Annotated in this window: 12 protein-coding genes and 1 pseudogene; 5 read left to right on the top strand and 8 right to left on the bottom strand. The window is 66.3% G+C overall.

The window, feature by feature from the left end; translation table 11 throughout:
• Position 1 precedes the first annotated feature (1 nt).
• Both K0O62_RS04095 and K0O62_RS04090 read left to right on the top strand, forming a co-directional pair.
• Positions 2-349, top strand: a complete 348-nt coding sequence (locus K0O62_RS04095; RefSeq protein WP_131817480.1) for a hypothetical protein — start codon at positions 2-4, stop codon at positions 347-349.
• Between the two features lie 277 nt (positions 350-626).
• Positions 627-857 carry a hypothetical protein gene (locus K0O62_RS04090; protein ID WP_073859654.1) on the top strand — a complete coding sequence of 77 codons (231 nt, stop codon included), beginning with the start codon at positions 627-629 and terminating at the stop codon, positions 855-857.
• Between the two features lie 246 nt (positions 858-1,103).
• On the opposite strand, the pseudogene K0O62_RS29075 reads toward K0O62_RS04090, so the two are convergent.
• The 6 genes and pseudogenes from K0O62_RS29075 to K0O62_RS04060 form a co-directional block, all read right to left on the bottom strand.
• Positions 1,104-1,408: pseudogene (locus tag K0O62_RS29075) on the bottom strand (LLM class flavin-dependent oxidoreductase); the annotation flags it as partial.
• 14 nt (positions 1,409-1,422) lie between these two features.
• Positions 1,423-2,280 carry a hypothetical protein gene (locus K0O62_RS04080; RefSeq protein WP_073859671.1) on the bottom strand — a complete coding sequence of 286 codons (858 nt, stop codon included), beginning with the start codon at positions 2,278-2,280 and terminating at the stop codon, positions 1,423-1,425.
• Positions 2,281-2,618: 338 nt separating this feature from the next.
• Positions 2,619-4,130 carry an aldehyde dehydrogenase family protein gene (locus K0O62_RS04075; protein ID WP_073859656.1) on the bottom strand — a complete coding sequence of 504 codons (1,512 nt, stop codon included), beginning with the start codon at positions 4,128-4,130 and terminating at the stop codon, positions 2,619-2,621.
• Positions 4,131-4,183: 53 nt separating this feature from the next.
• Complete coding sequence (locus K0O62_RS04070) at positions 4,184-4,696, bottom strand: mycothiol transferase (RefSeq protein ID WP_073859657.1); 513 nt, start codon at positions 4,694-4,696, stop codon at positions 4,184-4,186.
• A gap of 77 nt (positions 4,697-4,773) precedes the next feature.
• On the bottom strand, positions 4,774-6,114 hold the full coding sequence (locus K0O62_RS04065; RefSeq protein WP_131817481.1) for an ICP22 family protein: 1,341 nt from the start codon (positions 6,112-6,114) through the stop codon (positions 4,774-4,776).
• Between the two features lie 166 nt (positions 6,115-6,280).
• Complete coding sequence (locus K0O62_RS04060; RefSeq protein ID WP_073859672.1) at positions 6,281-6,658, bottom strand: VOC family protein; 378 nt, start codon at positions 6,656-6,658, stop codon at positions 6,281-6,283.
• A gap of 22 nt (positions 6,659-6,680) precedes the next feature.
• On the opposite strand from K0O62_RS04060, the gene K0O62_RS04055 reads away from it, so the two are divergent.
• Positions 6,681-8,402, top strand: coding sequence for an N-acyl-D-amino-acid deacylase family protein (locus tag K0O62_RS04055; protein ID WP_073859659.1), 1,722 nt, complete (start codon positions 6,681-6,683; stop codon positions 8,400-8,402).
• Here the strand turns inward: K0O62_RS04055 and K0O62_RS04050 are convergent.
• Positions 8,391-9,200, bottom strand: coding sequence for an SDR family NAD(P)-dependent oxidoreductase (locus tag K0O62_RS04050; protein WP_073859660.1), 810 nt, complete (start codon positions 9,198-9,200; stop codon positions 8,391-8,393). The genes K0O62_RS04055 and K0O62_RS04050 overlap by 12 nt on opposite strands.
• A gap of 39 nt (positions 9,201-9,239) precedes the next feature.
• Here K0O62_RS04050 and K0O62_RS04045 point away from each other — a divergent pair, with 39 nt between their 5' ends.
• Positions 9,240-9,617 (top strand): pyridoxamine 5'-phosphate oxidase family protein, encoded by a 378-nt coding sequence (locus K0O62_RS04045; RefSeq protein WP_073859661.1) that lies wholly within the window; start codon positions 9,240-9,242, stop codon positions 9,615-9,617.
• Positions 9,618-9,741: 124 nt separating this feature from the next.
• Here K0O62_RS04045 and groL read toward each other — a convergent pair whose 3' ends face one another.
• On the bottom strand, positions 9,742-11,367 hold the full coding sequence (gene groL / locus K0O62_RS04040) for a chaperonin GroEL (RefSeq protein WP_073859662.1): 1,626 nt from the start codon (positions 11,365-11,367) through the stop codon (positions 9,742-9,744).
• A 299-nt stretch (positions 11,368-11,666) separates the two neighbouring features.
• Here groL and ahpC point away from each other — a divergent pair, with 299 nt between their 5' ends.
• Complete coding sequence (ahpC, locus tag K0O62_RS04035; protein ID WP_073859663.1) at positions 11,667-12,230, top strand: alkyl hydroperoxide reductase subunit C; 564 nt, start codon at positions 11,667-11,669, stop codon at positions 12,228-12,230.
• Positions 12,231-12,240 lie beyond the last annotated feature (10 nt).

Raw genomic sequence — 12,240 nt, 5'->3', positions numbered from 1 at the left:
CGTGTCGGCCGAGAGTCGGGGCGCCTCGGTGACCTCCTGTTTCGCGGCGATCGACGACCTGCGCTTACGTGAGTCGCCGAAACTGGTGGCCCGTTTGGACTCGGTGCCGGACTCCAATGTGGGCGAGGCGGCTTCGTCGACATCGGTGCTCGGGTCACCCTCGCCGACAGAGCCGGACGAAGTGTCCGCGGGCTCCGGATCGGGATCCGGGTCGTCAGCTGCGCCCTCGCCGGACTCCTGCGAGGACGACTCCGAGGACGACTCCGACGTGCTGCCCGAGTCGGACGTGGACCCTGTCGATCCGCTGCCGCTCGATGACGACCCGCTGCTGTCGCCGTCGTCGGCGTAAGCCAATCCGTGTCCGAAGGACACTACGGCTCCCACCCCCAACGCCACTGCCAAGCCACCGACACGACCCACGAACCGACCTGCACCCACGACATCTCCTGACACCTACGTCAATATTTATCCGGACTGTAGGTCAGCGACAGTCGTCACCGCGTCGCCCGTTCGGGCGACTTACAGCAAGTTCCCAGATAGACACCATCGGCGAATGAACTCAGGAGATGCGAAAGAATCCCACTGGTGGTAAACATCGACTGCCCGCCGACATTAAGCTGAGCCCGATGTCCGGACTCTCGGTGTTCAAGCGCTACCTCGCCATCCAGGCGATGACGCTGGTGTGCGGGATCGTCGGCCCGATCTTCCTGTTCGTGTATTTCGCCGCCCAACCCGACGCCACGATCAAGTGGATGTATTGGGCCGGCCTGTTCATCACCGCCGCCGATGTGCTGATCGCGCTGGCGATCACATCGTCGCTGACGAAGCGTCAACGGACTCCACTGGATGCGGGTTAACCCAGGGCGGCGACCCGCTCCAGATACGGCCACGCGATCTCCGGCGGTACCCCCCACACAGCGGGGACACGTTGAACATCTCACCGGCAACCGCCCGACCCGCGGCTTCCTCGGTGGACAGGATCACGTGAGTTCTCCGACAGCAGGACGAAACCGGTTCGTGGCCGTGATCGCGGCAGGCTTTCTCATACGCTCTCGCATGCCCGGCACGACACCGTTGGCCAGCAACCCGAGACCGTTCCTACCTGCCCGCCCCGCACTGATGTGGTCGAGCACCGCAATATCCTCGGCCAGCCGGGCTGGGTCGTAGAACGGCAACAGAAGGACCAGATTGAGTATCAGACGTTCGGTGCGTGCGGCGATCGCAGACGCCAGCAGTAGCGGGGACGGCAGATAACCGTCTGTGGCACAGTGATGTTCGCACAGCACCACGGCAATGCAGCGCGAGTCTCGGCCCAGGCTGACATCGCACTCGCGGCCGCGTACAACTCGGACGTCGCCATACCCGGGGACTGCGAGCGCATGTCGAAGCGAAGAGTGAACGGCGCCATGGTCGATCCTCCCGTCATCGCTTTCGAGTAGCGGGCACCTCTTCCGTGCGAGACCGGCCCAGACCGCTCAGCAGCGACACGATCACGCCGATGATGACCAGGCCGCCGCCGACGGTGAGCGTCAGGTTCAGCCACATGTGCATACTCGCCACGGCGTGATCGACCATCACATCCGCGATCGCGTGGATGTTCCCGGTCGTCCGGGACAGGGCGTCGTCGACGTATCCCCGCCCGATCTCGATACCCGCCCAGCCGGCCGCACCCACCAGAAGCCCCGAAACACCCAGCGCTGCAATCATCTTGCCGCGTCGGCGGGAGGCGGTGAGGGTCAGCAGGGCAAACACGACGGTCAGCACCGCCGCGCCGACACTGGCCCACGGCCCCCACACCGCCACCGGGCGCAACTGGCCCGGGCGTAGTCCGCCGGATTCGTTCTCGGTCACCGGGACCTGCAGGCTGGTCGGCGCCTGCACACCGAATCCGTCCAGGGTCTGCCGGATCGAATTGTCGGCCAGCATCGGCGACAGGTCGACCTCCCAGCGGCCCTGCGCGTCGTTGGTGAACAGCCAGCGGTGCGCCACCCGGTTCACCGCCGCGAACTGGCCGGGAAACACCGAGCTGCCGGTGTAGGAGTTGGCCGCGGCACCGATCAGCGTGGCCTGCACACCGGAGGCGCCGGTCGCGTTGACCACCTGCTCGGTCAATTCGGCGGCCATCGGCTGCTGCAACGCCGGGTTCCTGGCGGCGCCGGCAGCAAGATCGGAGTAGCCGTCCACGCTCACCACATGGTGCTGGGTCCACAGCGCGGGGATGCTGACGGCCAGCAGCGCCGTGGTCAGCAGCCAGAGCAGCAGCGCCAGCAGAGACCGCACACGCCCCTCCTTCGCCGGCTGAAAACTCGTGGTGATTCTTGCGGGTTCGAACATACTCAGCACACGGTGTATCGCGTTGAACCGACCGCGTTTCGTGTCATTACCGTTTGGCAACGGTCTGCAGCACAGAATTGGTGCACAGCCGGCAGGACTACAGGAAGTGCGTGCGGTCCGAGATGTCTGCCTTGGCGCCGGGCATCGCCACGAGCTCGGGGCGTTGTCGTCATCGTCGCGGACGGCGTAACGGGAGAGATCCGAGCCGGAAAGATCCAGGGTCACCGGCAGAAGCAATCCACCCGGACGGATCACATGGTGACGTCCGGGTGAACAGCCGAGTGCTACTTGGCTTCGCGCTTGGGCCGCGACAGCGCCATCTTGGTCATCATCTTGTTGACCCGGGCCAGCGCCTTGAGCGAGTTGTTGTAGTAGGTGCCGCCCGCGCCGACCGACAGGCGCGGTACGACCACCGTCTCCTGCCGGCAGAACTTGCGCACCCCGTCGATCCCGCCGAACCGTGCCCCGATACCCGAGGTCTTCCAGCCGCCCATCGGCGCGGTGGTGCACATCAGGTTGGAGATCACGTCGTTGACGTTGACGGCACCGCAATCCAGTTGTAGCGCAATATCCTTGGCGCGCTCGGTGTCCTTGGAGAAGACCGATGCACTCAGTCCGTAGGGGCTGTCGTTGGCCAGCCGGACGGCCTCACCGACGGAAGACACCTTCATGATCGGCAACGTCGGGCCGAAGGTCTCCTCGGTCATACAGGCCATCGAATGGTCGACGTCGACCAGCACGGTGGCAGGGTAGAAGCTGCCCGCCCCCTCGGGCCGCGTGCCGCCGGTGAGCGCCTTGGCACCCTTGGCCAGCGCGTCGTCGACGTGTCGTGCGGTCACGGCGACCTGCGAGTCGTCGATCAGGGCGCCGAACGAATGGCCCTCCCCCGCACCCATCTTGAGGTTCTCCACGGCCTTGACGACCGCGGCGACGAACTGGTCGTACACCTGCTCAAGGACGTACACCCGCTCCACCGACACGCACGTCTGACCCGCGTTGAACATCGCGCCCCAGACCGCGGCATTGGCCGCGAGTTCGATGTCGGCGTCCTCCAGCACGATCATCGGGTCCTTGCCGCCGAGTTCCAGGCTGACGGGCGTGAGCCGGCGGGCGGCCCGTTCGGCCACCTTGGTGCCGGTCGCGGTGGAACCGGTGAACTGGATGTAGTCGGCGTTGTCGATGACGGCCTCGGACACCTCGCGGGCGCCCTGCGCGAGGGCGAGCACCTCGGGGGCACCCGAGTCCAGCCAGCCGCGCAGCAGCACCTCGGCGGTCAGCGGGGTGCGCTCGGACGGCTTGAGCAGCACCGCACACCCTGCGGCCAGCGCACCGATGGCGTCCATCAGGGCGTTGGCGACGGGGTAGTTCCAGGGCGCGATGATGCCGACGACCGGGCGCGGCCGGTAGTGCACTTCGATCTTCTTGATCGACAGGAACGGCAGCGGGGCGGGCCGCCCCTCCGGCGCCGTCGCCTTCTCGATGACCTTGATGTAGTAGGACAGGATGGCGATCGCCATCGGCACTTCCTGCGCCGCGTCGGTGGCCGATTTGCCGGTCTCGGCGATCAGCAGGTTCTCGATCTCCTCGCGGTGGTCAGCCAGCCAAACGGCGTAGCGAGCGAGGACCTTGGCGCGGCCCTTTGCGCCGCGGGCCTCCCACCCGCGCTGCGCTTCGCGCAGGCCGGCAGCGATCTGCGGAACATCGGCAGGGTTGGTCCAGCGGACTTCACCGGCCACCTCACCGGTGGCGGGATTCAGGATGGTGGCGACCTCGGAACGGTCAGCAGTGGCGGTCATAGGCACATGCTAGACCCGAGCTGTGACGTAGCTCGCACCGGGGTTGACACCTGTCAAGTTCGGCTCAGGGTGCCCTTGATGTAGGCGGCCTGCCCGAGGTGCTGCGCGCAGTCGTCGATGATGCTGACCAGCCGCGCACTGGCCGTCACCGGCGGATCCCAGTTGTCGTCGACGATGCGCTCGAGCTCGCCGTCGTCAATGGAGGCGACGTACTCCAACGTCACCTTGTGCACCGCGTGGTAGTAGCCGGACAGCAACTTCGCCGGGGGCCGCACCTTGGCCACCTCATCGGGGCCGTGCCCGTATCCGATGTCGCCGGGCGGCAGATCCAGAGCGAAACGTTCGAACCAGCCATCGCGGGTCCACACCTGCTCGGTACCCGCGATGTCGCACAGCTGGAGATCCTGGCAACGGGCGCTGTGCCAGATGAGCCAGGCGATGCTGTTCGCCCCCGCCGCCGGCTGCCACGACGACACCTCGTCGGTCAGCCCGTCGGTGAGCTCATCGACGTGTTCGATCAGCCGTGTGAAGAAATCCCGCAGCAGTTCTCTGACAGCAGTGGTCATGTAAACCGAACATACGCCGAACGGCCCGGTCTCACAGGGAGACCGGGCCGCCGGGCTGAACTGCTATGCGACTGGGATCAGGCAGCCGCCGCCGACTCCCCGGAGTCGGATTCCGAATCGGATTCCGAACCGGACTCGGCAGTCGGCCCCTCGGCCCCTGCTACGCCCTGGTTACCACCCGACGAGGACGGGTTGGCCGGTCCGGTGTCGCCGCCGTTCGGCTCGGAGGAATCCTCCTCGTCGGCCAGATCGTCCAGGGCGCGGTCGTCGCCTGCCACGTCCTCGTCATCGGTGAGGTCATCCTCGACCGCGGCCGGCGCTGCGGGCTCGAATTCGACGACCTCCGACCCGACGGGCTCCGACTCGCTGGGCTCCGGCGAAACAGCCTCCGGTGCAACCTCTTCCGGCGCAATGGGTTCGGTCTCGACCGGATCCGACTCGTCAACGTCGGAGACCGGCACCAGATTGGCCGGGCCCGCACCGAATGCGCCGACGATGCTGTCGGCGGCGGCACCCTCAAACTCGGCGGTGTCGTCGGCCACCCGGCTCGCCTCGAACGAATACGGGCTGACCGGATCGGGCAGCAGCGACAGCACACCGTTCAGAAGCTTGTAGACACCATTGACGATCTGCGTCGAGATCTGGCCGATCAGTCCCGGAAGATTGGTCACCGGGAAGCTGAGGTCGTGGATCACGTTTCCGAGGAGCCCGTACTCACCGAGCAGACCCCAGGCCAGGTTGCTGATCAGGCCGGGGATGTCCCGCGGGTCCTGCACTGCAGCTTCGAGGGTGCTGAAGAGCTCATAGGGCAGCCAACCCGCGTAATTGACCGTGTCCAGGATCGCTCGGATCGGCGCCATCGGGATGGCGTTTACCGAGTTGACGACACGACCGATCCCCGTGTCCCAGAAGAAGGAATTCATCACCGCGTCGCCGGTGACCGGATCGGCGAGATCGCCGAGGACGCTGTTGATCCGGTCGGCGATGCCATTGACAAAGTTGGTGATGGCGGCCTGTGCGCTGGGCGGAAGCAGCGCGATTAGATTCCCGAGCCCGTAGTCCTTGAACTCGTTGGGGTACGTAAAGATCCAGTAGTCGCCTTGATCGGCATAGAGGTCGGACGGATTGAGGTAGCGGTTGACCAACCAGGAGGCGACGTCATTGCGGTACTCCGAGGTCTGCAGTCCGACCAGGAGTGCCGAGAAGGCATCGAACGGCGCCGAGATCGCTGCGTCGATCGGAATGACGATACTGTTGCCGATGCCGGCGACGGTGTAGCCGATGTTCTCCAGGAAATCGGAGATGAACCCGGCGGGCTGCACCGCCTGGGTACTCACCGCCGCTGCGGCCTCCTGCGCCTCCGGCACCCAGGCCGGGGCGGCCGCGACCACCACGCCGGCGGCCAGAACCGCGGACATCATCTTTGTATGCGGACGAACCGTGACCGACATTCTCGTACCCCGATCTTATTAACGGTGACGTAAACAGGACGGGCACAGAATGGGGCACAGTTAACGGCTACGGCAACGATTTCGCGCAGCTAACCGGCGATTTCCCCCACTTTCATCCGATCGGGCTACAAGATCAGGCCCCGTGGAACACGGCCTCCACATTGTTGCCATCCGGGTCCCGGACGAACGCCCCGAAGTAGGCCGGGTGGTACTCGGGCCACAGCCGCGGGGCGTGCAGCGACTCCGCACCCAGTTCCAGGGCGGCGTCATAGAAGGCCTGCACCGCCTCGGGGCCCGCGGCCCGGAACGCGATGTGCGTCTCCCGGTTCGCACCGCTCGCCTCGCCGGCGTTCATATCCGCAATCCAGAAATCCGGTTTACCGTCGGTGCCATACCCGATGGCGACCTGGTAGTCCATCTGCCGGGTGTACCCCAGTACGCCGAGGACCTTGTCATAGAAGGCCTTCGACCGCTCCCAATCCGCACAGTTGATTCCGAAGTGATCTATCACGAGGTCACCGTACATTCGGGGCATGACATTCCAACTGGTCATTCGCAACGGCACCATCGTCGACGGACTCGGCGGCGAACCCTACGTCGGGGACGTCGCGGTGTCCGATGGTGTGATCGCGGCGGTCGGCACCGTCACCGGCTCGGGCGACCGTGAGATCGATGCCACCGGCCTGCTCGTCACGCCCGGTTTCGTCGACCTGCACACCCACTACGACGGCCAGGCCATCTGGAGTGACCGGCTCAACCCGTCCTCGGCGCATGGCGTCACCACCGCGGTGATGGGCAACTGCGGTGTCGGGTTCGCGCCGTGCCGCCCGGAGGATCACGAGACCCTCGTCGACGTGATGGCCGGCGTGGAGGACATCCCCGGCGTGGTGATGGTCGACGGACTGCCCTGGACGTGGGAGACGTTCCCCGAGTTCCTGGACGCACTCGATGCCCGCGACCGGGATATCGATGTGGCCGCGTTCCTGCCGCACTCCCCGCTGCGCGTCTATGTGATGGGTGAGCGCGGCGTCAACCGCGAACCGGCCACCGCCGAGGATCTGGCACTGATGCGCAAGCTGGCCGCCGAGGCCGTGGAGGTCGGCGCGCTGGGCTTCGCGTCCTCCCGGCTGACCATCCACAAGACCGAGAGCGGCCAACCGATCCCCAGTTTCGATGCCGCTCAGGCGGAGATCGAGGCCATCGCCCGCGGGGTGGATGACGCCGGGGGCGGCCTCATCCAGTTCGTGCCGGACCTGTTCGCCACGGACTACGAACAGGCACTGCAGTCGGTGTTCGATGCGGCGGCGGAGGTCGGGCTGCCCGTCACCTTCACGCTGGCCATCGGAAACGCCGGCCCGCCACTACATCTGGATGCGTTGCGGATGGTTGAGAAGGCCAACCAGAACGGCGGCGAGATCACCGCACAGATCTTCCCGCGGCCCATCGGCCTGGTGCTCGGGCTCGGGCTGTCCGGGCATCCGTTCGTGTTGTACCCCAGCTACCGCGAGCTCGCGCATCTGCCACTGGCCGAGCGCGTCGCCGAGATGCGCAAACCCGAAGTGCGGGAGCGCATCCTGAACGACACCCCGGCCGGGGACGGACACCCGCTGATGTTCGCCGCCCAGGCCTTCGAGTGGATGTTCCCGCTCGAAGACCCGCCGAACTACGAACCCGATCGGTCCGACAGCATCGCCGAACGGGCCCGCGCCCGCGGAGTGAGCCCACTGGAGGAGGCCTACGACCGGGTGCTCGAGGATGACGGCCAGGCCATGCTGATGGTCACCCTGGCCAACTTCCGGGACGGCTCGCTGGACACCGTCGCCGAATTGATCCGCCGTGACGATGTCGTCCTCGGGCTCGGTGACGGCGGCGCGCACTACGGAATGATCTGCGATGCAAGCTTTCCCACCTACATGCTGACCCACTGGGTCCGTGACCGGGCCGAGGGCCGGTTGTCACTGGCCGAGACGGTCCGGGAGCTGACCTCGGTGCCGGCCCGGGTGGCCGGGTTCGAAGATCGTGGCCGCATCGCCGTCGGCTTCAAGGCCGACCTCAATGTCATCGACGCGCAAGGCCTGCGCCTGCACCGCCCGGTCGTCGTCCACGATCTGCCCGCCGGCGGACGCCGACTGGACCAGAGCGCCGAGGGCTATGTGGCGACCATCGTTTCGGGTGAGATCATCGCCGAGAACGGGGTGCCCACCGACGCGCGGCCCGGGCGACTGGTGCGCGGACGCCGGCCGCTACCCGCGTAGCGCCGGGTGCTGCTTCTTGAGCAACGGCAGCAGCAGCCGATTGGGTAGCAGCCCGAACACCTTGGCGCCGATCTGATTCGGCAGTCCGGGAATCACCTCTGCACGATCCTCGGCCAGCCCGTCGATGCCCGCCTTGGCCACCTCCCGCGGGCTCAGCCACATGAACTTCGGGAACGCATCGGCGAAGGTGCGCTCGTCGATCCCTGCCACAGAGAGGAATTCGGTGCGCACCGGTCCCGGATGCAGCGCCGCCACGGTCACCCCGGTGCCGGCCACCTCCGCCCGCAGTCCCTCGGTGTAGGACCGGACGAAGGCCTTGGTCGCGGCGTACCCGGATTGTCCGGGGAACGGCTGGAATCCGGCCGTCGAACCGACATTGAGGATCGCACCCCGGCGCCGCGGCACCATCTGCTGCACCGCCCGGGTGGTCAGGTCGATGACGGCCTCGACATTGACCCGCACCTGCGCGATCTCGACCTCCGGAGTGGAGTCCACGACGGCGCCGATCGTGCCGATGCCGGCATTGTTGACCAGGATGTCGACGGTCAGCCCCCGGCGCTCGATCTCGGCGAACAACTCGGCCCGGGCAGCGGAATCGGCGACGTCGGCGGCAATGACCTCGACCCGGACCGTGCCGGCGAGCTCCGCAGCGAGTTCGCGGAGCCGGTCCTCACGGCGGGCGACCAGGGTGACCCCATGGCCGCGGGCGGCGAGTTGCCGGGCGAGGTCAGCCCCGATGCCCGAGGAAGCACCGGTGACGACGGCGGTGGTATCGGGAGCGGGCGGAGGGAGGGCCATGTGTTCGGAATCTACCCCCGGCGTCGTTATTGTTCCCTCATGAGCGTGAAGGTGGATCTCGACAAGCTCGCCGAGACGCTGGCAGATTTCCCGTTCGGTTATCTGATCACCGTCGGCGACGATTTCCGGGCGCATACGGTGGCCGTCACGCCGGCACTCGAGGACGGCGTGTTCGTCATCGCGCCCGTGGGGAACACCACCGCGCGCAATGCGACCGCCCATCCGGCCGTCACCGTGCTGTGGCCGCCCCGGGAGCCGACCGGCTACTCGTTGATCGTCGACGGCGCCGCCGAGGTCGTCGATGCCGAGGTGCGGCTGACACCGAGTCGGGCGGTACTGCACCGCAGCGCCATCGAGCCGGGTTCGGGCACCGACCCGGGCGGGCTGCACGATTGCGTACCCCTCAAGGAGGGGTAGCCCACCGACGGTGCATGCAGATCGAGATTTCCCGCGGAAACACGATCTGGATGCACTGTCGGTATCGGACAACGAAAAAGCCCGGCGCTGCTGACGCAACGCCGGGCTTCTTTCGTAACAGGACTTAGAAGTCCATACCGCCCATGCCACCGGTCGGGTCGCCCGCAGGTGCGGCGGCCTTCTCCGGCTTGTCGGCGACGACGGCCTCGGTGGTGAGGAACAGCGCCGCGATGGACGCCGCGTTCTGCAGCGCCGAGCGGGTGACCTTGACCGGGTCGGCAACGCCGGCGGCCAGCAGGTCCTCGTACACGTTGGTCGCGGCGTTCAGGCCGTGACCGTCGGGCAGGTTCGACACCTTCTCGGCGACGACGCCCGGCTCCAGACCACCGTTGAAGGCGATCTGCTTCAGCGGAGCCGACAGCGCGACGCGCACGATGTTGGCACCGGTCGCCTCGTCACCCTCGAGCTTGAGCTCATCCAGGGCCGGAGCCGACTGCAGCAGGGCCACGCCGCCACCGGCGACGATGCCCTCTTCGACGGCAGCCTTCGCGTTGCGAACGGCGTCCTCGATGCGGTGCTTGCGCTCCTTGAGCTCCACCTCGGTGGCAGCTCCGGCCTTGATGACGGCAACGCCACCGGCCAGCTTGGCCAGGCGCTCCTGCAGCTTCTCGCGGTCGTAGTCGGAGTCGCTGTTCTCGATCTCGGCACGGATCTGGGCCACCCGGCCGGCGATGGCGTCGGAGTCACCGGCGCCCTCGACGATGGTGGTCTCGTCCTTCGTGACGACGATCTTGCGGGCGGTGCCCAGCAGCGCGACGTCGGCGGTCTCCAGCGAGAGACCGACCTCTTCGCTGACAACCTGGCCACCGGTCAGGATCGCGATGTCCTGCAGCATGGCCTTGCGGCGGTCACCGAAGCCCGGCGCCTTGACGGCGACGGACTTGAAGGTGCCACGGATCTTGTTGACCACCAGGGTCGACAGGGCTTCGCCCTCGACGTCCTCGGCGATGATCAGCAGCGGCTTGCCGGACTGGATGACCTTTTCCAGCAGGGGCAGCAGGTCCTTGACGGTCGAGACCTTGGAGCTGACCAGCAGGATGTAGGGATCCTCCAGGACGGCTTCCTGGCGCTCGGCGTCGGTCACGAAGTAACCCGAGATGTAGCCCTTGTCGAAGCGCATGCCCTCGGTGAGCTCGAGCTGCAGGCCGAAGGTGTTGGACTCCTCGACGGTGATGACACCCTCGTTGCCGACCTTGTCCATGGCCTCGGCGATCAGGTCACCGATGGACTGGTCACCGGCGGAGATACCCGCGGTGGCAGCGATCTGCTCCTTGGTGTCGATCTCCTTGGCGGTGGAGAGCAGGCGAGCGGTGACAGCCTCGACAGCCTTCTCGATGCCGCGCTTCAGGCCGAGCGGGTTGGCGCCGGCCGCGACGTTGCGCAGGCCTTCGCGAACCAGTGCCTGGGCCAGCACGGTGGCGGTGGTGGTGCCGTCGCCCGCGACGTCGTCCGTCTTCTTGGCAACTTCCTTGACCAGCTCAGCGCCGATCTTCTCGTACGGGTCCTCCAGCTCGATCTCCTTGGCGATGGACACACCATCGTTGGTGATCGTGGGGGCGCCCCACTTCTTCTCCAGGACGACGTTGCGGCCCTTGGGGCCCAGCGTCACCTTTACGGCGTCAGCGAGGGCATTGAGACCCCGCTCGAGGCCGCGACGGGCCTCTTCGTCATACGCAATTGTCTTGGCCATTGCGAAGTGATTCCTCCGGTCGGGAATTGCACGTCTTATTGGTCGGGTTCAGTGCCCGCGACGGACGGCGTGGGTGTGCTCCCCGCCTCACCGTCCCGACCTAGCACTCACCGATCGCGAGTGCCAACGTCATTTTTAGCACTCGCCCATGCCGAGTGCAAGGTTGCGCCACCATCCGACCGTTACCCAGCTCATAGGGAATGGCTATCAGTGATCTTGGATTCAGTTGCTTGAAGCTATCGATAGGTTTTTCCTAAGGTTTCAACCGCGATAGTCAGTGCATTCCGATTGGAGCCCTCATGTCCATCCTGAACACCGAGATCAAACCGTTCGAGGCCACCGCTTTCCGGGACGGCGAGTACGTCGACGTGTCCGATGCCGATGTGCGCGGCAAGTGGTCGATCTTCTTCTTCTACCCGGCCGACTTCACCTTTGTCTGCCCCACCGAGCTCGGTGACATGGCCGATCTGTACGACGAGTTCACCAAGCTCGGCGTCGAGGTCTACGCGGTGTCCACCGACACCCACCACGTGCACGCCGCGTGGCACAAGTCCTCCGACACCATCGGCAAGATCCGCTACTACATGGTCGGCGATCCGTCGGGCACCGTCACCCGCAACTTCGACAACATGCGCGACGGCGAGGGCCTGGCCGACCGCGGCACCTTCCTCGTCGACCCGGACGGCATCATCCAGTACCTGGAGATCACCCCAGAAGGTGTCGGCCGCAACGCCGCCGAGCTGTTGCGCAAGGTGAAGGCCGCGCAGTACGTGCGCAACCACCCCGGTGAGGTCTGCCCGGCCAAGTGGGAAGAGGGCGAGACCACCCTGGCGCCGTCGATCGATCTCGTCGGCAAGATCTGACCCCCTGACC

This window comes from Mycolicibacterium diernhoferi (genome assembly GCF_019456655.1).
In the GTDB taxonomy this organism is placed as follows: Bacteria; Actinomycetota; Actinomycetes; order Mycobacteriales; family Mycobacteriaceae; genus Mycobacterium; species Mycobacterium diernhoferi.
Note: the sequence above shows the minus strand (reverse complement) of the source record. Positions and strands in the feature narration are given on the sequence as shown.